The 26,132-nt window shown below is 69.0% G+C and carries 16 protein-coding genes; 8 read left to right on the forward strand and 8 right to left on the reverse strand.

Going from position 1 to position 26,132, the window contains the following annotated elements:
* Positions 1-27: 27 nt before the first annotated feature.
* Together G4D83_RS08210 and G4D83_RS08215 are read right to left on the reverse strand one after the other, a co-directional pair.
* Positions 28-774, reverse strand: a complete 747-nt coding sequence (locus G4D83_RS08210) for a hypothetical protein (RefSeq protein WP_163864123.1) — start codon at positions 772-774, stop codon at positions 28-30.
* Positions 771-1,766, reverse strand: a complete 996-nt coding sequence (locus G4D83_RS08215) for a site-2 protease family protein (RefSeq protein ID WP_163864124.1) — start codon at positions 1,764-1,766, stop codon at positions 771-773. Before G4D83_RS08215 ends, G4D83_RS08210 begins: the two co-directional genes overlap by 4 nt.
* A 214-nt stretch (positions 1,767-1,980) precedes the next feature.
* On the opposite strand from G4D83_RS08215, the gene G4D83_RS08220 reads away from it, so the two are divergent.
* From G4D83_RS08220 to G4D83_RS08230, 3 genes are all read left to right on the forward strand, one after another.
* Positions 1,981-2,328 carry a hypothetical protein gene (locus G4D83_RS08220; RefSeq protein ID WP_163864125.1) on the forward strand — a complete coding sequence of 116 codons (348 nt, stop codon included), beginning with the start codon at positions 1,981-1,983 and terminating at the stop codon, positions 2,326-2,328.
* A 101-nt stretch (positions 2,329-2,429) separates the two neighbouring features.
* Positions 2,430-3,230: a hypothetical protein gene (locus tag G4D83_RS08225; protein ID WP_163864126.1), complete on the forward strand. Its 801-nt coding sequence runs from the start codon at positions 2,430-2,432 to the stop codon at positions 3,228-3,230.
* A gap of 42 nt (positions 3,231-3,272) precedes the next feature.
* Positions 3,273-3,992: an HAD family hydrolase gene (locus G4D83_RS08230; RefSeq protein WP_163864127.1), complete on the forward strand. Its 720-nt coding sequence runs from the start codon at positions 3,273-3,275 to the stop codon at positions 3,990-3,992.
* Positions 3,993-4,057: 65 nt separating this feature from the next.
* On the opposite strand, the gene G4D83_RS08235 is transcribed toward G4D83_RS08230, so the two are convergent.
* On the reverse strand, positions 4,058-4,531 hold the full coding sequence (locus G4D83_RS08235) for a transcriptional regulator (protein ID WP_163864128.1): 474 nt from the start codon (positions 4,529-4,531) through the stop codon (positions 4,058-4,060).
* A 187-nt stretch (positions 4,532-4,718) separates the two neighbouring features.
* Between G4D83_RS08235 and G4D83_RS08240 the strand changes: the two genes are divergently transcribed.
* The 3 genes from G4D83_RS08240 to G4D83_RS08250 all read left to right on the forward strand — a co-directional run bounded on the left by G4D83_RS08240 (position 4,719) and on the right by G4D83_RS08250 (position 9,637).
* The gene (locus G4D83_RS08240; protein ID WP_163864129.1) at positions 4,719-5,588 is read left to right on the forward strand and encodes an EF-hand domain-containing protein; all 870 of its coding nucleotides are present in this window, start codon (positions 4,719-4,721) and stop codon (positions 5,586-5,588) included.
* Positions 5,589-5,791: 203 nt separating this feature from the next.
* The gene (locus G4D83_RS08245; RefSeq protein ID WP_163864359.1) at positions 5,792-6,703 is read left to right on the forward strand and encodes a lipid kinase; all 912 of its coding nucleotides are present in this window, start codon (positions 5,792-5,794) and stop codon (positions 6,701-6,703) included.
* Between the two features lie 54 nt (positions 6,704-6,757).
* Positions 6,758-9,637: a carboxypeptidase regulatory-like domain-containing protein gene (locus G4D83_RS08250; RefSeq protein WP_163864130.1), complete on the forward strand. Its 2,880-nt coding sequence runs from the start codon at positions 6,758-6,760 to the stop codon at positions 9,635-9,637.
* A 30-nt stretch (positions 9,638-9,667) separates the two neighbouring features.
* Here the strand turns inward: G4D83_RS08250 and hrcA are convergent, their stop codons facing one another.
* On the reverse strand, positions 9,668-10,699 hold the full coding sequence (gene hrcA / locus G4D83_RS08255; protein ID WP_141646294.1) for a heat-inducible transcriptional repressor HrcA: 1,032 nt from the start codon (positions 10,697-10,699) through the stop codon (positions 9,668-9,670).
* Between the two features lie 287 nt (positions 10,700-10,986).
* Between hrcA and yedA the strand changes: the two genes are divergently transcribed.
* Together yedA and G4D83_RS08265 are read left to right on the forward strand one after the other, a co-directional pair.
* Positions 10,987-11,943: a drug/metabolite exporter YedA gene (yedA, locus tag G4D83_RS08260; protein ID WP_240356208.1), complete on the forward strand. Its 957-nt coding sequence runs from the start codon at positions 10,987-10,989 to the stop codon at positions 11,941-11,943.
* 175 nt (positions 11,944-12,118) lie between these two features.
* The gene (locus G4D83_RS08265; RefSeq protein WP_176436921.1) at positions 12,119-14,410 is read left to right on the forward strand and encodes a hypothetical protein; all 2,292 of its coding nucleotides are present in this window, start codon (positions 12,119-12,121) and stop codon (positions 14,408-14,410) included.
* Between the two features lie 6 nt (positions 14,411-14,416).
* Here G4D83_RS08265 and G4D83_RS08270 read toward each other — a convergent pair whose 3' ends face one another.
* From G4D83_RS08270 to G4D83_RS08285, 4 genes are all read right to left on the reverse strand, one after another.
* Complete coding sequence (locus G4D83_RS08270) at positions 14,417-15,151, reverse strand: immunity 52 family protein (RefSeq protein WP_163864132.1); 735 nt, start codon at positions 15,149-15,151, stop codon at positions 14,417-14,419.
* A 15-nt stretch (positions 15,152-15,166) separates the two neighbouring features.
* Positions 15,167-16,315, reverse strand: a complete 1,149-nt coding sequence (locus G4D83_RS08275; protein ID WP_240356209.1) for a Tox-REase-5 domain-containing protein — start codon at positions 16,313-16,315, stop codon at positions 15,167-15,169.
* Between the two features lie 367 nt (positions 16,316-16,682).
* Positions 16,683-18,593, reverse strand: a complete 1,911-nt coding sequence (locus tag G4D83_RS08280; protein WP_420826624.1) for a hybrid sensor histidine kinase/response regulator — start codon at positions 18,591-18,593, stop codon at positions 16,683-16,685.
* A gap of 182 nt (positions 18,594-18,775) precedes the next feature.
* Positions 18,776-25,939 (reverse strand): HAMP domain-containing protein, encoded by a 7,164-nt coding sequence (locus G4D83_RS08285; RefSeq protein ID WP_240356210.1) that lies wholly within the window; start codon positions 25,937-25,939, stop codon positions 18,776-18,778.
* Positions 25,940-26,132 lie beyond the last annotated feature (193 nt).

The following is a 26,132-nucleotide window of genomic DNA, read 5'->3' on the forward strand; positions in this document are numbered from 1 at the left end:
CCCACGAAAGAGGCGCCGCCCACCGCGTCAGGGCAGCTCGCCCGACAGGAGCATTCGCACGCGCTGGATGACGAACGCGAAGAGCATCAACACCACCAGCGAGAGCACCGCGATGGCCGCCGTGCGCAGCCGCCGCTTGCCTGCCGACAGCTCCGAGGGCTCCACCTCCGTGGGCACCACCAGGGTGGCCCGGCGCACCACTTCCTCCCGGGCCCGGTGCGCCACGGCGTCGTCCGGCGCCCGCGCCAGCCGCACGCGATACAGCCGCCCCGCCGACGCCAGCTCCCCGCGTCCCATGGCCAGGGTCAGCAGCCTGTCGTGCGCCTCCCACTCCTCCCAACGCTCCGCCAGCGAGCGCCAGGCCCCTCTCAAATCCTCCGAGGGCTGGTGGTCCTCCGCCAGGAAGTTGGCGTACACCAGCCCGCACTGCGCGCAGGACGTGTCCACCTCCCGCCGCGACGACACGCACTTGGGACAGTGTCCCGGCGGCGGCGTGAAGAGCGACTCGTCGTCCAGCGTCACGGGCACCGTCGCGCCCCGCACCACGCGCAGGGCGGGCGAACTGGCGCGCGCGGGCAGGGACGGCGAGGACGCATCCTCCGACGACGCGGACTGGGACGAGCCCGAGCCCTCGTTGGACAACACCACCTGCGACGACGCGCGCGCGCGGCTCTCCGCGCCACAGCGCTGGCACTGCACCACCAGCCCGCCCCCCTCCATCCGGAAGGACTCCAGGGGGATGAGCCGCTCACAGGCTTCACACTGGAACTTCATGTCACCACCTGTCGCAGCGGCACGGGCATCGCGCAGCCGATGAGGGCCAAGAGGCACAGCGCGCAGATGAGCTTGCGCGAGGGACTGAGCGGCTCCAGCGGCTCCACCACTTCCGGATGCCCGAAGCCCACCACCTTGCTCGTCACCAGGAGCCACAGCCCCCAGGACGCGGTGACGAAGAGCGTGAGGAACAACAGCAGCGCCGCCATGGCGCGCCCCACCCAGTGCGCGTGACGGCCCAACAGCGCGAACGCCAGGTGCCCGCCATCCAGCTGCCCCATGGGCATCAGGTTGAGCAGCGTGACGAGCAGACCGAACCAGCCCGCGATGACCACTGGATGAACCAGCACGTCCTTGCCCTCCGGCAGGGGCCCCAACGCCAGCCACGTCAGCCCCTGCATCAACAGGCTGTCACCAAACAGGGTCTGTACGCCATGAAACGTCTCCTCCGGCGCGGCGGGCGCGTGCGTCAGCTTCGCCATCACCCAGGTGAACAAATCCTTCCCATACACCCACAGCGACGCCTCGCCGGGGAACTGGGAAGGCACCTGGGGCGCGTCCACCACGGTGGAGTGCGAAAGCCCCCAGTAGAGGATGGGCAGCGCGACCACCAGGCCCGCCAGCGGCCCCGCCGCGCCAATGTCCACCAGCGCATTGCGGTGGGGGATGCGGTCGCGGATGCGGATGACGGCGCCCAGCGTGCCCACGCCCAGCACCGGCAGCGGGATGAAGTACGGCAGCGACGTGTCCACGCGGTGGAGGCGCGCGAGCACGTAGTGGCCCATCTCGTGGGTGCCCAGAATCGCCAGCAGCGACAGGCTGAACGACAGCGCGCGCAGCGCCGCTTCGGTGGAGACCTCGTCCGGCGAGTAGGGCCGCTGGAAGTGGAAGTACAGCAGGTACGAGGTGAAGGTCGTCACCACCGTCAGCAGCAGCAGCAGCAGGTGAAGCCAGTACCGGGGCGCGGGACGTGCGGCGGGGACGATGTCCATTCAGGAGCCTCGGGGTTGGGCTAGCAAGGCGAGATGTGCATTGCAACGCGAGCGCGCTCTACCGACGGGCGTACAGTGTGTCCGGACGGACCTTGACATGGAGTCGACATCTGGTACGAACCCCGCCGCTTGCGGTCCCAATCAAACGGACGGGCGCTCTCTTCCTGGGAGTGCTCGACCACCATCCAAGCAACATCCTAACGAGGGGAAAACCATGAAGAAGCTCATCCTGTCCGCCGTTGCCGCGTCGAGCCTCATCGGCTGCACCAGCGTCGAGAGCGCCGTTGTCTCCGGCACCGAGATCGCGGCCAACGGTGAGGCCGTGGCCGTCATCCAGACCAACGCGCTGGGCCTGACCGCCATCTTCCACATCATCGACATCGTCCAGAGCGACCTGGACACCGTGGTGAACAAGCTCCTGATCGCCGAGGCGAAGGCGATGGGCGCGTCCAAGGTCGACCTGAAGTCGGCCAGCACCACCCCCCGTCACGGCATCTACGCCCTGTTCGGCACCATCATCGGCATCACCTCCTCCTCCGCCACCGGCGTGGCGGTGAAGTAGTCAGGCGGCCGGCCCTCACGGCGGCACCTTTCGGGAGGCCCCCTGGCGACAGGAGGGCCTCCTTGCGTTTCAGCCCCCCTCCTGACCCACTTTCTCATTCCATGCGCCCCAGCCTCGTCGCCCCCTGTGTCCTCCTCGCCCTCGCGGGCTGCTCACGCAAGACGGACGACACCGCGGCGCTCGCCGGGCAGGTGAAGCAGCGGCTGGCGGAGCGCGACGCGAAGCTCTCCGGCTATCACCTCGCCGGCACGGTGAAGGACGAGGGCCAGGAAGCGGTCCCCTTCACCTACGACTACCGCGCGCCCCAGCGCATGCGCGGCACGCTGGGCACGCCGCCCACGCGCATCTTCTCGTGGGACGGCACCCACCTCTTCGAGCAGCTCGACAGCGAGAAGCGCTTCACCACGTTCAAGTCGGAGCTGCCGCCCGCGAAGCTCGCGGGCTTCCTCACGGAGACCTTCGGGGTCTTCACGCCGGAGGGCTTCCGCGCGCCGCTGCTCTCCCGGGGCGCCACCCTGCGCCGCGTGAAGCACCCCCGCGCCCAGGAGGCCGTGGAGCTGACCGCCACGCTGGGGGGCGAGGCCGAGGGCATGGCGCTGGTGTACGTGCTGCGCTGGCCGGGGCTCGACTTCCTGGACAAGCGCTCGCGCGCGCCGGACGGCACCGAGGCGGAGGTGCGCATGGAGGAGGAGCACTGCGACACGGCCCTGGGACTGTGCGTCCCCAAGCGCCTCACCCGGTGGCTGGGCGGGCGGAAGATCGGCGAGACGGTGCTGGGACGTGTGGAGCTGAACAGCCCCCCTCCCAATGATGCCTTCACCCTCATGCCGCCCGAGGGCTACGATGTGAAGACACGAACACTGGTGGAGGCGCCTGCGGAGAACCCACCCACGGGCGGTTGACCGCCACCCGGGGCGTCCCCACTTTGGCCCGGGAGGCGCGCGATGGTGGAGAACGTCATCTTCGACGTGGATGGAACGCTGGTGGACTCGGTGGACGAGCATGCCGAGGCGTGGAGACGCGCGTTCCTGCACTTCGGCAGGGATTTCCCGTTCGCACACGTACGCAGTCAGATTGGCAAGGGCGCGGATCAGCTCATTCCCGTCTTCTTCAACGACGACGAGCTGGAGCGCTTCGGCAAGGAGCTGGAGGAGTACCGCTCCAAGCTGTTCCTGAAGGAGTTCCTGCCCAAGGTGCGGCCGTTTCCTCGCGTGAGGGAGCTGTTCCAGCGCCTGCGTCAGCACGGGCGGCGCATCGCCCTGGCCTCCAGCGCCAACGACGACGAGCTGCAGCACTACGTGCGGCTGTGCGGCATCGACGGCCTGTACGAGACGAAGGCGAGCAAGGACGAGGTGGACAAGAGCAAGCCCCACCCCGACATCTTCGAGAGCGCGCTGGCCAGGCTGGGCCGTCCCGCGCCGGACGTGACGGTGGTGGTGGGCGACACGCCGTATGACGCGCTCGCCGCGGGCAAGCTGGGCCTGTCCACCGTGGGCATGCTGGCCGGAGGCTTCTCTCCGGAGGACCTGCGCGCCGCGGGCTGCCGTCTGTTGGTGAAGGACCCCTCGGAGCTGCTGCGGCTGGCCGAGGACTCCTCGGTCGACTGGCCGTGGAATGGACCCGGCGCCACGCCGCCGGCCTCCAAGGACGAAGAGAACCGCTGAAGCAGCAGGGCGTCCGCGCCCCACCCCGAAAGTCACCGGGGAGGGGGCACGGAGCCGCTCACGCCCTACTTGCGCGAGCCGCGCGAGGTCCGCCTGCTGGCGCCGCGCTTGGAGACGCTCCGCGTGCTCTTTCGCGCCGTGCCGCTCTTGGCGCGCGTGCTCGTGGAGCCGCGACGCGCGGTGACCCGGCGACCCGCCGCGCGACGCACGGTGGACTTGCTCCCGGAGCGCGTGGCTCGCACCGGCTTGTTGCGCTTCCTCGTGGCCGCCGCCTTGCGGGCCGACGCGGAGCGCTGCGCGGCGGTGCGCTTTCTCGCGGCCTTCTTCGCGGCGGCCTTCACCAGGGGACGGCGTCGGGCCACCTTCGCCCTGCTGCCGGAGCCACCCTTCATCCCACCGCCCGTGGCCTTGTTCACCGTGGCCCAGGCCCTCGCCGCGGCCTTCTTCTCCGACGTGCCCCGGTTCTCGTAGCCCTTCTCGATTTTCGCGGCCATCCGCTTCTGTTTCGCCGTGTACTTCGCCTTGCTTCCTCGTGCCATGCGGCAACCTCCAGGCTTCGTGCTCCGCCGGCATGCAGCCGGCCGTGCCTGAAAGGTGTGCAGCGCCCCTGGCGCCGGGAAGGGGCGGGACACCCACCGCTGTCCACCGCCGCAACTTCTTCTGACGCACCGGGTTTCAGCAAAGCGAGGCCGGACACCGCCGCACTTCGAACCTGGAGCCCTTCCGATGAACCGAATCACCGCTCACCGTCGCATCCTCGCCGCAGCGCTGTGTTTCACCCTGCCCTTCGGGCTCGCCGCTTGTGGCGATGACGCGCCGGACGAGACCACGCAGTACGTGGGCGAGGCCGCGTCCTATCTCACCGCCGCCGAGGAAGACGGCGCGCTGGGCGCGGACGCGGTGGCGGACACGGACGCCTCGCAGCGCGAGGCCATGGCCGACGAGGACGTGACAGGCCTGGAGACGGAGCCCACCGACGACGGGAAGACGTGCGACTTCAGCGCGTACCGCCAGGTGGTGGTGGAGAAGTACGACGACGACGGCGACGGCAAGCTGAACGTGCGGGAGCTGCGCGAGCTGAAGGCGGACGTGGGTGAGCGGCGCGACAGCTTGCGTCCCCGCCTGGCGCAGCTCGGCCGCCGCGCGCGGCACTGGGCCTTCTGGCGCGTGCGCTGGGCCTTCGACGAGAACGGCGACGGCGTGCTGTCCAGCGAGGAGCGCGTCGCGATGGTGGATGCGATGGAGGCGCGCTGCCAGCGCCTGCGCACCGAGCGATTGGAGCAGCACGACGCCAACGGCGACGGCTCGCTGGACGAGTCCGAGCGGCAGGCGGCCCGGGTGGCCCGGCGCGCCCGGTGGGAGACGCGGCGGCAGGAGCGGCTGGTGACGTACGACACGAATGACAACGGCGTGCTCGACGCGGGCGAGCGCGTGGCGCTGCGCGCGGACCGCGTGGAGGCGGCCCAGGAGCGCCGCGCGACGCTGCTGGCCACGTATGACACCAACGGCGACGGCCGCCTGAGCACCGAGGAGGCCCTGGCGCTGCGCCAGGACATCCAGCGCCGCATCATCGAGGGACGCGACGCGGAGGACTGAACCCCTCGTCTCCCAGGTTGCCCTCTTCCGGGCCTCGGCGCTTCGACTGGCTGGTGGCTTTCGGTCGTCATCCCCCGGGGCCCGCTGGCCCCTTGGACTCCGAGTGCACACCTTTTCCCGCACGCAGCAAGGAGGAGGTCCCCCTGGAACCCGCGCTCATCGAGCCTCCACGCCGGCTGGCCCCGGACGACGGGCCCGCGGCCCTGGTGGTCAACACGCAGTCGCGCTCGGGCCGGGAGGCCTATGCGCTTGCCCGGGCCGCCCTCGCCTCGCGCGGTGTCATCGTGGCGGAGAGCCACGCGCTGTCGAAAAGCGGACGGCTGCGCCGCGTGCTGGAGCAGGTGCTGGGCAAAGGCACCCGCCGCATCATCGTCGGCGGCGGAGACGGCACCCTGAGCGGCGTGGTGGCGCACCTGCTGGGACGCGACGTGACGTTGGGCGTGCTGCCGCTGGGCACCGGCAACGACTTCGCGCGCTCGCTGGGGATTGAGCCCGACGTGGAGTCCGCGTGTGACGTCATCGCTCGGGGCTACACCGCGCGCGTGGACGTGGGCCTGGCCAACGGGCGGCCGTTCCTCAACGCGGCGAGCCTGGGGCTGGCCTCGGCGATTGCGCGGCGCCTGACGAAACAACTGAAGCAGCGGGCGGGCAAGCTGGCCTATCCGGTGGCCGCCGCCGCCGAGGCGAAGGACCTCCGCCCCTTCCGCATCCGCATCAAGGCGGATGACCAGGAGCTGGAGCTGGATGTGCTGCAGCTCGTGGTGGGCAACGGGCTGTACCACGGCGCCGGCAACATGGTGGCGCCCGACGCGCGCCTGGATGACCGGCGGCTGCACGTCTACGCCGTCTCCGCGCCCTCGACGACGTCCGGCCGTGACGGCACGGGCCTGGGGCAGCTCCAGGACCTGGCCACGCTCGCGCGGGTGGCGCTGGCGGTCCGCAGCGGGGAGCATGGGGAGAATCCCGCCGTCACCTCGCTGCGCGCCGTGCGGCTGTACGTCGAGGCGACTCCGGCGCAGGAGGTCAACGCGGACGGGGAGCTCGTCGGCCTGACGCCCATGCGCTTCGAGGTGGCCCCCGCGGCCCTGCGCGTCTACGCCCCCGCTCCCGCATAATTCCGAAATGACCCAGGCTGGCCTACGCTGGCGTCCTCCCGAGGACGAGCCAACATGCGCCTGCGGTCCCACCGTCCCCTCTTCTTCGCCGCGCTGCTCGCCATTGGCGCGGTGCTGCTGCTCTGGTTCCGCGTGCCGAGGCCCGGCGCGCCGTCCCACCCGACGCCCTCGGGGCTCCACGCGAGTCCCACCGCCAACGTCGGAGGCCTCGTCGCCCGCGCCGAGCCCGTGTCGGCCACGACGGCTCGTGACGAGCCCGCGGCCGCCGAGGAAGGCGCCTTCGTGGTGCGAGTGGTGGGGCCCTCGGGTCCGGTGCCGGGCGCGAGTGTGCGGGCCTGGCGCAACGAGGCGATGAACCGCGCCGATACTTCACCGTACTCCTGGCGGCTCGCGAGCGAGGGCGTCACGGCCGAGGACGGCACGCTGCGACTGCCGACCCGACCCGGTGACTACCTGTTGTCCGCGCGCGCGCAGGGCCATGCGCCCGCGCGCCGCGAGGCCACGCGTCCTTCGGGTGAGTCGGAGACGTCCGTCGAGCTGACGCTGAGCGCGGGTGTGACGCTCCAGGGCCGCACCGTGGAGGAACAAGGCGGCGAGCCGGTGCCGCTGGCGGAGGTGACGCTCCATCCGTATCCCGGAGCCGCCATCGCCTGGGCGGAGCCCGCGACGATGGCGGAGGAGGCCGTGACGGCGACGAGCGACGGGCGCGGCCAGTTCCAGTTCTCCGGACTGGCGCCGGGCCGCTATGGCCTCACGGCCGAGGCACCGGGCTACAGCCGCCGCACGCTGCGCTTCCTCCATGTGCCCCAGCAGGGAGAGCTGGTGGTGGGGCTGTGGGGCGCGGGCACGCTGGAGGGCTTCGTGGTGGACGCGCAGGGCCAGCCCGTCTCCGGCGCGCAGGTGACGGCGTCGGGAGGGAGGGAGCCCGTGAACACCGCCACCAGCGAGGGCGGCGGCTTCGCGCTCGAGGTGGGCGGAGGTGACTGGGTGGTGACCGCGCGACATGGCGACACCCTGGGCCGCGTGCCCGGCACGCTGTTCGTGGCCCCGGGCCAGACGCTGCGCGGCCTCACCGTGAGGCTGGGCGCGGCGAGCGGGCTGACCGGGCAGGTGGTGTCGACGGGCGATGGCGCGCCGGTGCGTGACGCGGTGGTGGTCGTCAGTCCCTCGGGCGCCGATGGCGAGCTGGGCCGCACGACGTCCAGCGGCGAGGGCCTCTACCAGTTGGCCCTGCCGCCCGGGGAGTACGACGTGACGGTGCGGGCGCGGGGCTTCGCGAGCGCCACGCATGAGGGAGTGGTGGTGACCGAGGGGGCGCCCGGGACGCTCGATGTGAAGCTGGAGCCGGCCACGGCCGAGGTCGAAGGCGTCGTGCTCAATCCCAGTGGGCAGCCGGTGGCGGGCGCGGAGGTGCGCGCCCAACCGCGAAGGGGCGGAGGCGCCGCGAGCACCACGCGCACGGACACGCAAGGCGCGTACACACTGAGCGGGCTGTTGCCCGGACCGACGTCGGTGCGCGCGCGCAGAGATGGCTCGCAGGGTTGGACGAGCCGCATGGAGACGTTGAAGGCCGGCGTGCGCACGCGCGTGGACCTGACGCTGACGGAGTCCGGCATGGTGCAGGGACGCGTGACACAGGCCTCGGGCGAGCCCCTGTCCGAGCCCGCCGTGGTGCGCGCGGTGCCACGCGGCGCTCCGGGTGGCACGTCGGACCTGGCGTGGGCGGAGACGGACGCGGCGGGCCTGTATCAGCTCGAGCTGCCGGCGGGCGTGTACCAGCTCACCGCGGTGCTGCCTCGCGCGCGCTTCATCTACTTTCAGGACGACGACCCGAGCGTGACGGTGAACGCGGGGAGCGCCGTGCAGCAGGACCTGGTGCTCGTGGAGGAGCGCGGCATCTCCGGCACGGTGCGCGAGCCCTCCGGCACGCCCAGTCCCTTCGCCGTGGTGGCGGCGGTGCAGGGCGGGAGCATGCCCTTCACCATGCGCGTGCATGCGGACGAGGACGGGACGTTCGCCATCCCCACGCGTCCCTCGGGCGCGCCGCCATTGGAGGAACTGGTGGCCCACAACGGAGGGCGCGTGGTGCGACTGCCCTCTGTGCGCGAGGGCCAGGGCCTGGTGGACCTGCGTCTCTCACCCGCGGCCCATCTGCGCGGCAAGGTGGTGGCGCGTGGTGGCGCGGTGCCCGCGGGCTTCACGTTGCGGCTGACGGAGGACACCGGCGAGGAGCTGCCGTGGGAACCGCTGGCCCCGTCCACGCGGCGCTTCAGTGGAGACACCTTCGAGATGAGGGACGCGCCCGGGCAGGTGGTGAAGGTGCACGTGCAGACGCATGACGGACGCACGGGCTCGGCGCGGGTGGCGTTGGAGCCGGGCGGCAGCGCGACCGTGGAGGTGTCGCTCACGACGGGAGGCGCGGCCTCCATCATCGGGCGCGCGGTGTGGAGCCGAGGGGGTGGCCCCGCCGCGGGCGTGGCGGTGTTCCTGGACCGCGCCGTGTCCGCGAAGCCCGACACCGTCACCGGCGCGGACGGCCGCTTCCAATTGGACGACGTCAGGCCCGGTCCGCACACGGTGCGGTTGATGCCGCCCGAGGGGCGCGTGGAGACGCACTCCGTGAAGGTGACGGAGGCGGAGGCCTCGGACCTGGGTGACGTGACGGTGTCCCCGCGCCGCGCGTCTCCGGGCACGGTGGGCGCGGGCTTCAGCGAGGAGCGAGGACAGGTGGCCGTGGCGTGGCTGACGCCGGACGGGCCCGCCGCGCGCGCGGGTGTCGCGGTGGGCGACCGGCTGCTCGCGGTGGATGGCCTCGTGGTGCGCGACAGGATGGAAGCGGAGGCACGCACCCGAGGCGCGCCCGGCACAGCGGTGCGGCTCCAGGTCAGGCGCGGCGGCGGCGAGCGCGAGCTCCAGGCCACTCGCGCGGAGTGAGGCGAGCTCCTCCGCGCGGAGTGACGCGGGCTACACCTTCTCCAGCACGCGCGAGAGCACCTGCGCGGTGAAGTTCACCAGCGGAATCACGCGGCGGTAGTCCATGCGCGTCGGTCCGATGACGCCCACCGTGCCGAGCACCTGCTCCTGGTTGCCGTAGGGGCTGGCGATGACGGACACGTCACCCGCGGCGGAGAAATCGCTCTCCGCGCCGATGAAGATCTGCATCTCGTTGGCGCGCTGCACCTGGTCCAGCAGCGACAACAGCCGGTGCTTCTCGTCCAGCGTCTTGAAGAGCGCGCGCATGCGCTCCACGTCCGCGAACTCCGGCTGCTCCAGGAAGGAGTTCGTCCCCTGGATGAGCACGCGCTCCGTCGTCGGCAGGTCCGTGGCCGCCGCGCCCAGCTTGAGCGCCTTCGCCGTCATCGCGTTGTAGAGCGCCTGCTCCTGGTCCATCTCCGAGCGGATGCGCTCACGCGCCTCCTCCAGCGGCACCTCATGCAACAGCTCCGACAGGTAGTTGCTCGCCCGCATCAGCTCGTCCGAGGTGATGGGGAAGTCGACGGTGATGGCCTTGTTGTGCACCTGCCCGCTCTGCCCCACCAGGATGGCGAGCACGCGGTCCTCGCGCAGGCGGACGAACTCGATGCGACGGAACACCGCCGACTCGGGACGGGGCGTGACGACGACGCCCGCGTGTCGCGTCAGCGAGTGGAGGAGTCGACTGGCATCTCCCAGCACCTCCTCCAGGTTCGCGTCATGGAAGAGGCCCGCGTGGATGAGCTCACGGTCTCTCGGCGTGGGGTCCTTCAGCTTGACGAGCGTGTCCACGTAGAAGCGGTAACCCGCATCAGTGGGAACCCGGCCGGCCGACGTGTGAGGCTTCTCCAGGAACCCCAGCTCCTCCAGGTCCGCCAGCACGTTGCGCATCGTGGCCGAGGAGACCTCGAACCCAGGGCGGCGGGCGAGCTGCTGACTCCCCACCGGCCCGCCCGTGGAGATGTACTCCTGCACCACCGCCCGGAGGACTTCCTTCTCGCGTTCACCCAGCTCTTCGGACATCCAGGGGCTCTCACTCTGAAGCATGCGGCCAGCCACCGCGCCGCGAGCGCTCCACGAGACCCAAGTGTAGGAAAGCGCGTCCGGGGGTTCAATCCACGTGCGCAGGAGACCGAGCGGACGAAGGGTGGTCCCCACTCTGGCCCCCACCCACCAGGGGGCCGAGCAGGCACTCCCGCCCCCCACCTGACGTGCGCTCGCACTGTACCGCCCGACGGTTCCGTCGACTGTGGGGTACGGCAATGCGCACATGGCCCATGGGACGGGCGGCCGCTACAAGCCGCGCCACCGTGTCCGCATCGTCCGCCGCTTCGTCCCTCCCCACGCCGTCCACTCCCGCCCTCCCCCCCGTCGCATCCCCTGTCGTCGGTGACGCGCTCCAGGCGGGCACCCAGCGCGGTCGCATCCTGCTGTGCCTGGTGACGCTGTACCTCGTTTGGGGCTCCACCTATCTGGCCATCCGCTGGGTACTCCAGGGTGGCATGCCGCCGTTCCTGGCCTCGGGGACGCGTTTCCTGCTGGCAGGAACGCTGCTCTTCGGAGCGATGTGGCTCAAGGGCGCGCCGGTGCCTGGCGCGCGGCAATGGGGCGCGAGCGCGGTGGTGGGGTTGCTGCTGTTGGGTGTGGGCAACGGGGCGCTCGTCTTCGCGCAGCAGTGGGTGCCCTCCGGTGTCGCGGCGCTGGTGGTGGGCAGCCTGCCCATGTGGTCGGCGCTGTTCGGAGGACTGTTCGGCCACTGGCCCGGGAAGCTGGAGCGCTGGGGGCTGGCGGTGGGGTTTGGCGGCATCGTCCTGCTCAACCTCGGGGGCAAGCTGGGCGGCGGCGGGTGGGCCACGCTGGCCCTGTTGATGTCGCCGATGAGCTGGGCGTTGGGCTCCGTGCTCGCGCGCCGCATGCCCATGCCCCAGGGGATGATGGCGCCCGCGGCGCAGATGCTGTGCGGGGGCGCGCTGATGCTGGCCTTCGGGTTCCTGCGCGGCGAGCAACTGACGGCCATGCCGGATGCGCGAGCGCTCGCGGCCTTCGCGTACCTGGTCACCTTCGGCTCGCTGGTGGGCTACACCGCGTATGGCTACCTGATGCGCCACACGAGCCCCTCCGTGGCCACCAGCTACGCGTACGTCAATCCGGTGGTGGCGGTGCTGCTGGGAGTTGTGTTCGCGGGCGAGTCGATGAGCGCCCAATCCTGGGTCGCCATGGCCGCGATTCTCGGCGCCGTCGTGCTGCTGACACGCAAGAAGCGCTGAAGCCCTTCACGAGGCCCCGCGCGGACGTACGACGAGGAACGCGCCCGGGGTTCGTCTCGGGCCTTCCGCTCGCGGACCCTGCGTGCTCGGGGGACCGCACCTCGCGTGTCAACCCGAGCGAGCAAGGGCACACGGTGCTTGACGCTGGTGCCCTTCCTCGCTGTTTAACGGGGGGATGGAATTCGTCCGCGCGCTCTGTCTCACATGGCTGCTGGTGGGTGGCCTGGCCGTCGCCGCCCCCATCGTCCAGGTGCCCGAGGGCGGTGCCGGCGTGCCCGTCGTCGCGAAGGGTGTCGTCTGCGGGCCGCTGCGCGCGGGCTGGACGCTGGCGACGGACGGCCGCACCCTGAAGCCCCCACAGCGGGTGGACCAGGACGACGCTCGCATCCAGGAGCTGAAGGTCGCGGCCTCCGCGGCGCAGTGCGAGACGACCGAGGAGCGCGTCACCGTCATCGCCACCGGAGCCTTTCCCCGGGTGGACGCGGCGGGCACGAACTTCTTCCCGGACGAAGGCCGCGTGGAGCTGCGCGGCACGGGGCTGGACCACGTGGGCATCGCCTGGAGCGGGACGCCCCGGGGCGAGTCCCAGCCCCAGCTCATCGAAGGACAGGACCGGTGCCTGGCGCCCTCCACGGAGCGAGGGCCCGCGAGCTGCACGGTGCCCGTGGCGCGCGGGCTGCCCACGGACACCGCGCTCTACTGGACGCCGCCCCACGGACGACATGGGCCGGACGTCACGACGTACGACGCGGCGGGCAACGTGGTGGCTCCGGAGACCTTCCGCCTGCGTCCGGGCCGCGTGGTGCTGACGCAGCCGCTCATCCAGTCGGGAGGCGTGGATGTGTCGCGAGGCCCGGGCTCGGTGGCGTTGAGCCATTCGGAGGCGCTGGCGTCGGTGGACTGCGGGCCGGTGCGCTGCGAGGTGAACGAGGGCTCGGTGTCGCTGCGCAACGTGCCTGGGGTGGACGTGAGCGTGACGCTGCGCCTGCGCCTGGCGCCGCGCATCTACTTCGCGCGGGGAGAAGTGCTGGAGCAGGTGCTGCTGGAGACGTTGCCGGTGCTGGCGTGTCCGCTCACGGCCGTGGAGGGCACGGTGCTGCGCGACGCGGAGAACGCGGCGATGGTGGTGCGGCTGGACACCTCGTGTCAGCACGACCCGCGCAAGCTCTTGTGGTCGATGAACGACCAGCGGGCGCGCGTGGAGCGCGTGGTGAAGGGGCAGGACGGCGTCTATGTGCTGCTGCGCACGGGCGGCACGTCGGAGCAGCAGGTGACGGTCATCGCGCAGACCTCGCGGGTGGAGGGCTCCGTGGTGGCGTCGGACACGACGAAGACGCAGCCGTTGCCGGTGCCGCGCGCGTCGCTGGAGTTGCCGGACGAGGGAGCCATCGACTTCATCCCCATCAACCGGCCGGCGGAGCTGATTGTGGCCTCCAGCGGAGAGCAGGGACGTTTCGTTCCGCGTCCGGTGGCCGGGGCCTACAGCATCATCTCCAGGGACGGGACGACCTTTGTGCAGGGCGAGCCCACCGCGGGCGGCTTCGTGTCGCTGCGCTTCGGCTATCAGGTGTCCACGCTGCCGGGGGACCTGGCGACGACGGACCTGTTCGTCGTCAACGAGCGGGTGCAGCGCTCGGTGCGCGAGGCCAGCGTGCCCATCCGAATCGAAAGCGTGGTGGAGCTGGTGTGCGCGGACAAGGAGGGCAAGGACCTGGTGCTGGAGCCCAGCCGTCCGCACCGCATCGCCTATGAGATGCGCAACTCGTGTCGGGTCATCATCCACCGCGAGCGGTTGAAGCCCGAGCAGGGCACGCAGGAAATCGTGCTGCGCATCGACGTCACCAAGGCGGACGGCGCGGCGCGGGGGGAGAGCCGGGTGGAGCAGCGGATGCTGCTGCGGCCCCAGGGCGAGGCGCGGACGATTCCGGTGCCGGGCCTGCTGTCCCAGTTCGACCGGATTCTCGTGCAGGTGTCGTTGGTGGCGGACGAGTCGCGCTATGCGCTGAGCACGTCGGAGCGCTCGGGGCTGCCCTCGGCGCAGTGGACGGCCATCGTGAGTGGCGGGCACTTCCGGCTGTACACGACGGCGACGATTCCGGCGGGTCTCTACCGCGCGACGGAGCCCAGCGGGCAGCTCATCTTGAACTTCGGCGTGGTGACGCGCCTGGCGCTCCTGAACAGCGAGGGGCAGGAGCGGCTGGTGGGCATCGAGATGGGATTGATGGGGATGGGGTTGATTCCCCAGTCCGGCGACATCGAGTTCCCACCGACGCTGGCGGTGGTGATGGGGCTCAGCTTGCGCGTGCCCATTGGACCGGGAGCGGCGGTGGGAGCGCAGGCGTGGGTGGCGAGGGAGTTCCGGGACGACATCACCCGCCGCTCCGACGGCTCCGTCATTCCGTCCAGCCGCTGGTCCTTCATCTTCGGACCCAGCATCTCCGTGGGCAACGTGGGCTTCAACTTGTAACGCCGTTCACACCGAGAGAGGCTTCAACAGCCCTGCTCGGTCCAACCGCTCGCGCACCGTCTCGGCCAACGCCACATGCGCCGGGCTGCTGACCGTGAAGCGCTCGGGTGAGAGGATGATGAGGGTGCCCTTGTCCTCGACCGGCTCGATTCGCACGGGCGCGGGAAGGGGGGGCACCGAGCCTGGATGCCGAGCAAGGTAGAGGACCCAGCCTGGCCATATCTCGGCGGGGTCATTCCCTCTGAGCAGCTGGAGGTGAGCGGACGAAATCGCCACCGCGAAATCTGGCGCCCAAGCCAGCGCCAAACCTCTAACGAGGCGACGAAGCACGTCCGTGGTCAGCACCCGATCCGCATTGGGCCCTCGGCTGGGCAGGTCGAGCACGCAAGCATTGCCCACTCGCGGAGAATACCCCCCGCACGTCACCTTGAAGGCACTGCCGTCGTAGTCGTCACTCGCACCGTTCCATGCGCTGAACCGGAATCCGAGTTCTTCGACAATGCGGTCCTTGCCTTTGCGAAGGAGCTTCTCCAACTCCGCGAGCGTTGGCTCGATGGGATGCTTCAGAGCGTCCTTGCGAGACTTACCTTGCCGATACCAGTGGATGAATGATGGGTCGACGCGCCCAAGAAGGCTGAAGAACGCTTCGAGCCGCCTGGCACACTCCTCCGGCGTCTCCTTGCGTGCTCCCCAGTAAGCCCCAGCAAAGTACGACTCCGCCTCATCGTTGCCCTCAGTCATGAGTGACGCACCCATCTACAGAGGCGGAACATAGAGCACCTCTATCCCGAGAACCCTTTCTCGCTGAAACAGTACGCGGATGGCCTCGGCCGTTTTCTCTTCGGCTATGAACCATTTAATCGGCACACCAGATGGAGCCTTTGCCAACTGTCGCTGCGCCTGTTCGACGAGGGCCTTTGCTCCCGAATTCTCGAACCAGATTCTCGGTTTGAGGTTGTCGAGAAACTTGTTCGCATAACCCGGCCCCTTTGCTTCCTGCAGCGCACCCTTCTCGAAGCCGTCGAACTTCACGCCTCCGCTGTCCCTGCCTACGCCTCCGACCCAGTATGCCTCGTCGGCGGAATGGCCCGTGATTTGTTCCTGATAGCGCCGCGCACGGGGGGACATGGATTCTTTGGCGGGTCCCCACTGTCCGGGTCCCTTCGACGGCGAAGACCCCTTCGTTCCCGTGCTCGCTCGCTGAAGGATGATGGCTGCTCCAGGCCCGCCACTCAGCACTGCCGCCGCACGTCCCACCGGCACCGTGACACGCCCCATGACGAGCGCGCCCTGACCGGACAGCGACAGCACCGGCACCTCGGCCGTGGCGAACGTCGCGCCTTGCAGAGTGCGGGTCGCGGCAGACGCCGTACCCCAGGTGGCGATGAGGTTCGTCACCAGCTTGGAGACGGCCTGTACCTGCTCGCCTCGCGTCATGTACCGGAAGCGCTCCATGTATTCGGGTGATGAGGCCAGGAGTGCCGCCACGGCAGCCGGCATCTGCTTCAACGCCGCCAGGTTGTCTGTCGGGGACGTGGAGAAGACCTGTCCCACCGCCATCGCCAACCCGACGAACGCCTCTTCGGCACCGTCCAGCGTGCGGCTCAAGTAGTCCGCATCGTCGTGGACGTCCGCGAAGGCGCCTCCCCCTGTCTCCTCCAGCAGCGCGTTCAGCTCTCGGAAGACACCGCCCTTGCCCGAGTAGAAGACGCCCAGTTCGAACTGGCCCGCACGGAAGGTCCCGTCCTTCCACTCCACGCGCCCCACGCGCTGCTGGGTCTGCCCGCTGCGCACCCACGCGAGGCAACCATCAGGGCGGAGCACCGCCAACTGAGTGAATCGACCCACACGTCGCACCAGCTCGGCGGGCGACACCTCGCCAGATTCCAGCACCTCGCGCAGCATGAACCCCACGGCGACACGGGCCGGGAACTGTCCGAGTGTCACGTCCCTGTCCATCAGCGCTTCCAACAGTCGCGCTGCGTGAGCAGGGGTGAGCGAGTCACCCGATGAGGCTCGTAGGTCGCGGTCCTCTACCCCCGCGCCTCGAAGCAACTCATCGAACGCATCACTCCGCGGTCCTGGGGAATGATGCGTCGCCTCACCGTATCGTGCGAAGCGCTGCTGGAACGTGCCCCTGCGAGTGACGGGCTCGACTCCAGAACAGCCCGCGACGAAGAGGGCGGCGCAAAGCAGCCAAAGGCCAGCATGCATCGCGCAAGCCTACAGCGCCACGCTGACAAGCCCGGCACCACCTGCGCCCCCCCGAACTTCAGCTCGCCGTGCGCGTCCCGTGCTCGTGGTGCACGACGCCGCCCGGGGACTCCGTCTCACGGGGCAGCCACACGTTGAACGTGGACCCCTGGCCCGGCACGCCCTGGGACTCCACCCAGATGCGACCGCCGTGCTGCTCGACGATGCCCTGGCTGATGGTGAGCCCCAACCCCAGGCCGCCGTACTTGCTGCCGTGCGCGCGTCCGAAGCGCTCGAAGATGAGCGCCTGCTTCTCCTTGGGAATCCCCACGCCGCTGTCCTTCACGGACAGGTGCACGCCTTCCGTCCCCTCGCGCACCAGCCGCACCAGCACCGCCCCACCCTCCGGTGAGTAGCGGATGGCGTTGGACAAGAGGTTCGTCAGCACCTGGTCCAACCGCCCCCGGTCCCACGTCCCCTCCAGGCGCTCCGGCGTCTCCACCTGGATTTCGTGCCCCTGCGACAACACCGCCATGCGGTCCCGCGTCTCCTGCACCAGCTGGCTCAAGTCGAACTTCTCCAGCTCCAACGACAGCCGCCCCGCCTGCAGCCGGCTGATGTCCAGCAGGTCCTCCACCAGCTTCGCCATCCGGTCGATTTGCCGGTTGATGATTTTCAGCGACTTGCCCGGCCCCGCCTCCGTCTCGCCCCCCAGCTTCAAGAGCGCCAGGTGCGCGTGCCCCTTGGCCGCCGCCAGCGGCGTCCGCAGCTCATGGCTCGCCGCCGCGAGGAACGCGTCCTTCGCCTCGCTCGCCAACCGCAGCGCCGTCTCCGCGCGCTGACGCTCGGTGATGTCGCGCGCCACGGAGATGAACCGCCCGGGGCCCTCCGCCGCCGCCACGAACTGGAGCACCACCTCCACCGGCACCTCGGTGCCATCCCGGCGCCGGTGCGTCGTGGAGTACGTCTGGCTGGGCAACGTCCCGCTCACCAGCGGCGCCAGCAGCTTGCGGAACCCCGCCTCGTCGAACGCGCTCTCCACCTCCAACACCGACAACCCCACCAGCTCGTCCGTGCTGCTCGCCAGTTGCTTGGCCGCACCCGCGTTGGCGTACGTGAGCGTCAGCGAGTCCGGCGAAAACATCAGGACGCAGTCCAGCGTCGCGTCCAACGTCATCTTGAAGCGCCCCAGCGCCTCCTCCGCCCGCCGCTTGTCGTCGATGTCCGTGGCCACCGCGATCCAGCCCTGCACGTGCCCGGACTCGTCCCGCTCCGGCACCGCGCGCGCCAGATGCCAGCGATACACGCCGTCGAAACGCCGCAGCCGGAACTCGCGCTCCACCCGCTGGCTGGAGCGGATGGCCGTCTCCCACGCCAGGCGCATCTCCTCCCGGTCCACCGGGTGCACGAACTCCAGGAACGTGGTCAACGACAGCGGCTGCTCCTCGTGGATGCCCGTGTAGTCGCGCCCCGCCCTGTTGGCATACGTGAACGAGCCGTCCGCCCGCGCCGCCCACATGACCTCCGGCAACGACTCCGTGAGCCGCCGGTAGCGCAGCTCACCCTGCCGCTCCACCGCCTCGCGCTCGCGCTGCCGCAACAGCGCCGCCTGCCGCTGGATTTGTTGTTCCTTGAGGAACAAATCCACGAAGACGCTGACCTTCGAGCGGAGGATTTCCGGGTCGAAGGGCTTGAGCAGGTAGTCCACCGCGCCGTGCGCGTAGCCCTTGAAGATGTGGGCCGCGTCGCGGCTGAGCGCGGTGAGGAAGATGATGGGAATGGTGCGCGTGCGCTCACGCTGCTTGATGAGCGTGGCCGTCTGGAAACCGTCCAGGCCCGGCATCTGCACGTCCATCAGGATGACGGCGAAGTCGCGCTGCAAGAGGAACTTCAGAGCCTCCTCGCCGCTGGTCGCTTTGACAAGCTCCTGCCCCAACGGCTCGAGGATGGCCTCCAGCGCCAGCAGGTTGGACGGGTGGTCGTCCACCATCAAGATGCTCGCCCGGGGACGGCTTCCGCCGTCCTGGGGGCGTTCGGAGATGTGTTCGCTAGGCATCATTGAAATAGGAGCAAGGTATGCCCCACCGTTCACTGGCGGGACAGGCTAGGCGCGACCTCCGCTGTCCCCAAGCCTGGCGGTAACGAGTCGTGCGCTAGCCATCATTCGACCTCTCAAGCCGACACCCAGAGACGGATGAGCTCCAGGAGCTTGTCCGTATCCACCGGCTTTGGCAGGTAATCACTGGCCCCCGCGGCCATGCACTTCTCCCGGTCATCCTTCAGGGCCTTCGCGGTGACGGCGATGATGGGCAGGCTGGCGTACTTCACGTCCTTGCGGATGGCCCGCATGGTCTCGTACCCGTCCATCTCCGGCATCATCACGTCCATCAGGACGATATCCACGTCGCGGTGCTGCTCCAGCGTCTCGATGGCCGCCCGCCCGTTCTCCGCGAAGACCACCTGCAGGCCGTGGTTCTCCAGCACGCTGGTGAGGGCGAAGATGTTGCGCATGTCGTCGTCGACGACGAGCACCTTCTTTCCCGTCAGCTCCGTCTCCTGCTCGCTGCGCTGCGCCAGGGCCGCCCGCGCGCGCGCCGGCAGGTTCTGGTCCAGCCGGTGCAAGAACAGCGCGGTGTCGCTGAGCAACTGTTCGGGACTCTTCGTTCCGCTCTTGAGGATGACGCTGCCGGTGTAGCGGCGCAGGCGCGCGTCGTCCTTCGGCGTCAGCTCCTTGCCCGTGTAGATGACGATGGGCAAATCCCTGAAGCGCTGCTGCGTCTTCACCTCCTCCACCAGCTTGATGCCGTCCATGTCCGGCAGGAGCAGGTCGATGACGAGGCAGTCGTACTCACCCTCCTCCAGCTTCTGGAGGACCTCCTGGCCCGTAGCCACCGCCGTGACGACGACGTCGCCGCCCTCGGCGAGCAGGCTGACCAGGCTGTTGCGCTGGACGTCGTCGTCCTCCACCAGCAGCAGGCGGCGCTCCTTGCGCTCCAGGAACTTCGCCAGTTGGTTGAACACCCGCTCCAGGCCCTCCTTGCTGACGGGCTTGGTGAGGTAGCCGAACGCGCCCTGGGCGTTGCCCAGGTGCTTGTCCATGACACTGATGATGTGCACCGGGATGTGGCGCGTGCGCGGGTTGCGCTTGAGCCTGTCGAGCACGCTCCAGCCGTCCACCACGGGCAACTGGATGTCGAGCGTCACCGCGTGCGGCTGGAACTCGTTGGCCATGGACAGGCCGGTGTCACCGCGCGTGGCGACCAGGGCCTTGAAGCCCTTCTCCCGCGCCAGTTGCACCATGATGCGGGCGAACTTCAGGTCGTCCTCGATGATGAGCAGGACGCGGTCACCCTCGCGGATGTGGTCCCGGTCGTCCTCCACCGCGAGCGGCGGCAAGAGCGAGTCCACCTGGGGAGGCGGCAGCGCCGCGTCCAGCACATGGGCGCTCTCCGCGGCCGTCAGCGGCGCCGGCACCGGCGGCGGGGTCAACGGAAGCAGGCCCTCCGGTGACAGCGGGGACACGCGAGTCAGGGGCTCCAGCGGCGCCGGCATCACCGGCATGCCGTCGTCTTCCGGGCCCACGTACTCGGGCGGCAGGTACAGCGTGAAGGTGCTGCCCTTGCGCGGCTCGCTCTGGACGTGGATTTCGCCGCCCAGCAGCTTGGCGATTTCGCGGCTGATGGACAGGCCCAGGCCGGTGCCGCCGTACTTGCGCGCGGTGGAGCCGTCCGCCTGCTGGAACGCCTCGAAGATGAGGCGCTGCTTGTCCTTGGCGATGCCGATGCCCGTGTCCGTCACCACGAAGGCGAGCACGAAGCGCGAGCGCTTGAGCACCTCGTGGTCCAGGCGCGTGCCCGGCTCGGCCAGCTTCACCGTCATCTTCACGTTGCCTTCGTCGGTGAACTTGAAGGCGTTGGAGAGCAGGTTCTTGAGCACCTGCTGCAGCCGCTGCGGGTCGGTGCGGATGTGGCGGGGGGCGCCCTGCGCCACCTCCACGGTGAAGGCCAGGTTCTTCTGGTCCGCGACGGGACGGAAGCTCCGGTCGATGAACTGGTTGAGCTCCGACAGGACGATGTCCCTGGGCTCCACCTGCATCTTCCCGGCCTCCACCTTGGACAGGTCGAGGATTTCGTTGATGAGGCTGAGCAAATCACCACCGGAGGCGTAGATGGTGTTCGCGTACTCCACCTGCTTGGTGCTGAGGTTGCCGTCCTTGTTGTCGGACAGCAGCTTGGCCAGGATGAGCAGGCTGTTGAGCGGCGTGCGCAGCTCGTGGCTCATGTTGGCCAGGAACTCGCTCTTGTACTTGGAGATGACGGTGAGCTGCTCGGCCTTCTCCTCCAGGCTGACGCGGGCGCGCTCGACCTCGTTGTTCTTCTCCTCGACGCGGCGGTTCTGCTCCTCGAGCAGCTTCGCCTTGTCCTCCAGCTCGCTGTTGCTGCGCTTGAGCGCGTCCTGCTGCTGCGTCAACTCGCGCGACTGGCTCTGAAGCTCCTGAGTCAGGCCCTGCGACTGCTGCAGGAGCTGCTCGGTGCGCATGTTCGCCATGATCATGTTCAGGACCACGCCGATGCTCTCGGTGAGCTGGTCCAGGAAGATTTGATGGATGGCGCTGAAGGTGTGGAACGAGGCCAGCTCGATGACGGCCTTCACCTCACCCTCGAACAGCACGGGCAGGACGATGATGTTGAGGGGGGCGGACTCGCCCAGGCCGGAGGAGATGGTGATGTAGTCCGGCGGCACGTGGGTGAGCAGAATCGTCTTCCGCTCCAGGGCCGTCTGCCCGACGAGTCCCTCGCCCAGCCGGAACCGGTTGGCGATGTGCTTGCGCTCCCGGTACGCGTAGGTGCTCGTCAGCTTGAGCACCGGCGTGCCGGAGTCGGTGTCCATCAGGAAGAAGGCGCCGTGGTGGGCGGAGACCAGCGGCGTCAGCTCGCTCATGATGAGGCGGCTGACGGCGTCCAGGCTCTTCTGGCCCTGCATCATGCCGCTGAACTTCGCCAGGTTCGTCTTGAGCCAGTCCTGCTCCTGGTTCTTCTGCGTGGTCTCACGCAGGTTGACGATCATCTGGTTGATGTTGTCCTTCAGCGCGGCGACCTCGCCCTCGGCGACGACGGTGATGCTCCGGGTGAGGTCACCCTTCGTCACCGCGGTGGCCACGTCGGAGATGGCGCGCAGCTGGCTCGTCAGCGTGCCGGCGAGCTGGTTCACGTTGTCGGTGAGCTGCCGCCACGTGCCGCGCGCACCGGGCACGCGGGCCTGACCGCCCAGCTTTCCTTCGATACCGACTTCGCGGGCCACCGTGGACACCTGCTCGGCGAACGTGCCCAGCGTGTCCGTCATGTTGTTGATGGTGTCCGCGAGCGCGGCGACCTCGCCCTTCGCGTCGACGATGAGCTTCTGGGTGAGGTCTCCGTTGGCGACCGCCGTCACCACGCGAACGATTCCGCGCACCTGGGTGGTGAGGTTGGAGGCCATGAAGTTCACGTTGTCCGTGAGGTCCTTCCACGTGCCGGCCACACCGGGCACGCGGGCCTGTCCACCCAGCTTCCCCTCGACACCGACTTCGCGGGCCACCGTGGACACCTGCTCGGCGAACGTGCCCAGCGTGTCCGTCATGTTGTTGATGGTCTCCGCGAGCGCGGCCACTTCGCCCTTCGCGTCCACCACCAGCTTCTGCTTGAGGTCGCCGTTGGCGACGGCCGTCACGACCTTGACGATGCCGCGCACCTGAGTCGTCAGGTTGCGGGCCATGAAGTTCACGTTGTCCGTCAGGTCCTTCCAGACGCCGGACACCCCGCGCACCTCCGCCTGTCCACCCAGCTTGCCTTCCGTGCCGACCTCGCGAGCGACGCGCGTCACCTCCGAGGCGAACGAGTTGAGCTGGTCCACCATGATGTTGATGGTGTCCTTCAGCTCCAGAATCTCGCCCTTCGCGTCGACGGTGATTTTCTTGGAGAGGTCACCGTTGGCGACGGCCGTCGTCACCAGCGCGATGTTTCGCACCTGCGCGGTGAGGTTGGAGGCCATGCTGTTCACGTTGTCGGTGAGGTCCTTCCACGTGCCGGCGACGCCGGGCACCGCGGCTTGCCCCCCCAGCTTGCCGTCCGTTCCCACTTCCTTGGCGACGCGAGTCACTTCGGCGGCGAACGCGCGGAGCTGGTCCACCATCGTGTTGATGGTGCTCTTGAGCTCCAGGATTTCGCCCCGCGCCTCGACGGAGATTTTCTGCGACAGGTCGCCGTTCGCGACGGCCGTCGTGACCTTGGCGATGTTTCGCACCTGGTCCGTCAGGTTGCCGGCGAGGACGTTCACGTTGTCGGTGAGCTCCTTCCAGACGCCCGCGACCCCGGGCACCGCGGCCTGACCGCCCAGCTTGCCCTCGGTGCCGACCTCCTTGGCGACGCGAGTCACTTCCGACGCGAAGCCTCGGAGCTGGTCCACCATCGTGTTGATGGTGTTCTTGAGCTCCAGCACCTCGCCCTTCACGGAGACGGTGATTTTCTGCGACAAGTCGCCATTCGCGACGGCCGTCGTCACCTTGGCGATGTTTCGCACCTGGTCCGTGAGGTTTCCGGCGAGGACGTTCACGTTGTCGGTGAGGTCCTTCCAGACGCCGGACACGCCCTTCACGTCAGCCTGACCGCCCAGCTTGCCCTCGGTGCCGACTTCCTTGGCGACGCGAGTCACTTCGGCGGCGAACGCGCGGAGCTGGTCCACCATCGTGTTGATGGTGCTCTTGAGCTCCAACACCTCGCCCTTGGCGTCGACGGTGATTTTCTTCGACAGGTCGCCATTCGCGACGGCCGTCGTCACCTCGGCGATGTTTCGCACCTGGGCCGTGAGGTTGTTGGCCAGCAGGTTCACGTTGTTGGTGAGGTCCTTCCACGTGCCCGCGACGCCAGGCACCTCCGCCTGGGCGCCCAGCTTGCCTTCCACGCCCACCGTGCGGGCGACGTCCGTCACCTGCTGGGCGAAGATGGACAGCGTCTGCGTCATCGCGTTGATGGTCTCCGCGAGGGCGGCGATTTCGCCCTTCGCGTCCATGATGAGCTTCTGGGTGAGGTCTCCGTTGGCGACCGCCGTCACCACGCGGACGATGCCGCGCACCTGGCTGGTGAGGTTGGAGGCCATGAAGTTCACGTTGTCCGTGAGGTCCTTCCAGACGCCGGACACCCCGCGCACTTCGGCTTGCCCTCCCAGCTTCCCCTCGGTGCCGACTTCCTTGGCGACGCGAGTCACTTCCGATGCGAAGCCTCGGAGCTGGTCCACCATCGTGTTGATGGTGCTCTTGAGCTCCAGCACCTCGCCCTTGGCGTCGACGGTGATTTTCTTCGACAGGTCACCATTCGCGACAGCCGTGGTGACTTCGGCGATGTTGCGGACCTGGTCGGTGAGGTTGTTCGCGAGCAGGTTCACGTTGTTGGTGAGGTCCTTCCACGTGCCCGCGACGCCCGGCACCACGGCCTGGGCGCCCAGCTTGCCTTCCACGCCCACCGTGCGAGCGACGTCCGTCACCTGCTGCGCGAAGATGGACAGCGTCTGAGTCATCGCGTTGATGGTGTCGGCCAGCTCGGCGACCTCGCCCTTGGCCTCCATCTTCAGCCGCTGCGTCAAATCTCCGTTGGCGACCGCCGTCACCACCTTGGCGATGCCTCGCACCTGGGTGGTGAGGTTGACGGCCATCACGTTCACGTTGTCCGTGAGGTCCTTCCACGTACCGGAGACGCCCTTCACCTCGGCCTGGCCGCCCAGCTTGCCGTGCGTGCCGACCTCGCGCGCGACGCGCGTCACCTCCGACGCGAACGAGTTGAGCTGGTCCACCATCGTGTTGATGGTGTTCTTCAGCTCCAGAATCTCGCCGCGCGCGTCGACCGTGATCTTCTTGGACAGGTCACCATTGGCCACCGACGTCGTCACCAGGGCGATGTTGCGCACCTGGGTGGTGAGGTTGGAGGCCATGCTGTTGACGTTGTCGGTGAGGTCCTTCCACACGCCGGCGACGCCCTTCACGTCGGCCTGACCGCCCAGCTTGCCGTCAGTGCCTACCTCGCGCGCGACGCGCGTCACTTCGGAGGCGAAGGCGCGGAGCTGGTCCACCATCGTGTTGATGGTGTCCTTCAGCTCCATCACCTCGCCCTTCACGTCCACCGTGATTTTCTTGGACAGGTCGCCCTTGGCGACGGCCGTCGTCACGTCGGCGATGTTTCGCACCTGGGCCGTGAGGTTGTTGGCCATCAGGTTGACGTTGTCGGTGAGGTCCTTCCACGTGCCGGCGGCGCCGGGCACCTGGGCCTGGGCGCCCAGCTTGCCCTCGACACCCACCGTGCGCGCCACGCTCGTCACCTGCTGGGCGAAGACGTTGAGCGTGTCCGTCATGTTGTTGAGCGTCGCGCCCAGCGCGGCGATTTCGCCCTGCGACGGCACCATCAGCTTCTGGGTGAGGTCGCCGTTGGCGACGGCCGTCACCACCTTCACGATGCCGCGCACCTGAGTGGTCAGGTTGGACGCCATGAAGTTCACGTTGTCGGTGAGGTCCTTCCACGTGCCGGAGACGCCGGGCACCGCGGCCTGACCGCCCAGCTTTCCTTCCGTACCCACTTCACGCGCGACGCGCGTCACTTCGGAGGCGAAGCCGTTGAGCTGGTCCACCATGGTGTTGATGGTGCTCTTGAGCTCGAGCACCTCGCCGCGCGCATCCACCGTGATTTTCTTGGACAGGTCGCCGTTGGCGACGGCGGTGGACACCTCGGCGATGTTACGCACCTGGGCCGTGAGGTTGTTGGCCATCAGGTTCACGTTGTCCGTGAGGTCCTTCCAGACGCCGGACACGCCCTTCACCTCGGCCTGACCGCCCAGCTTGCCGTCGCTGCCGACCTCGCGCGCGACGCGCGTCACCTCGGCGGCGAACGAGTTGAGCTGATCCAACATCGCGTTCACGGTGGTGCCGATGCGAAGGAACTCGCCCTTCACCGGCTGGCCGTCGATTTCGAGGGCCATCTTCTGCGTCAGGTCGCCTTCGGCCACGGCCACCAGCACGCGGGCGACTTCCGTCGTCGGCTGCACCAGGTCGCCGATGAGCGCGTTGATGGAGTTCATCCCCGTCGCCCAGTCGCCGCGCACGTCGCCCAGTGATACGCGCTCGCCCATGCGGCCCTCGCGGCCGACGACGCGAGACACGCGCACCATCTCGTGCGTCATGGAGGAGTTGAGCGACACCACCGCGTTGAAGACGCGGGAGATGTCATCCATCACCGGCAGGCTGGAGAAGTCCGGCAGGCGCACGGAGAAGTCTCCGCCCTGCACGGCTCGCAGCGCGGCCAGCAGCGTCTGCATCGGGTCATCCCCTCGGATGCGCCCGCCGCCGCCGGGCGCCCTGGCGCCGCCCCCCCGGCCGCGCGAGGCCTCGGCTGCCTGCCTGCTCGCAGTGTCACCAGGGCGCGCTTCGCTCGCTCGGGTACGCGGGGCTTCCACGCGATTGGCGGCGAGGCTTTCGCCGGGGCGCTGCGGGCTGGAAGCCGCTTCGCTC

It is taken from the genome of Myxococcus eversor (assembly GCF_010894455.1).
GTDB lineage: Bacteria > Myxococcota > Myxococcia > Myxococcales > Myxococcaceae > Myxococcus > Myxococcus eversor.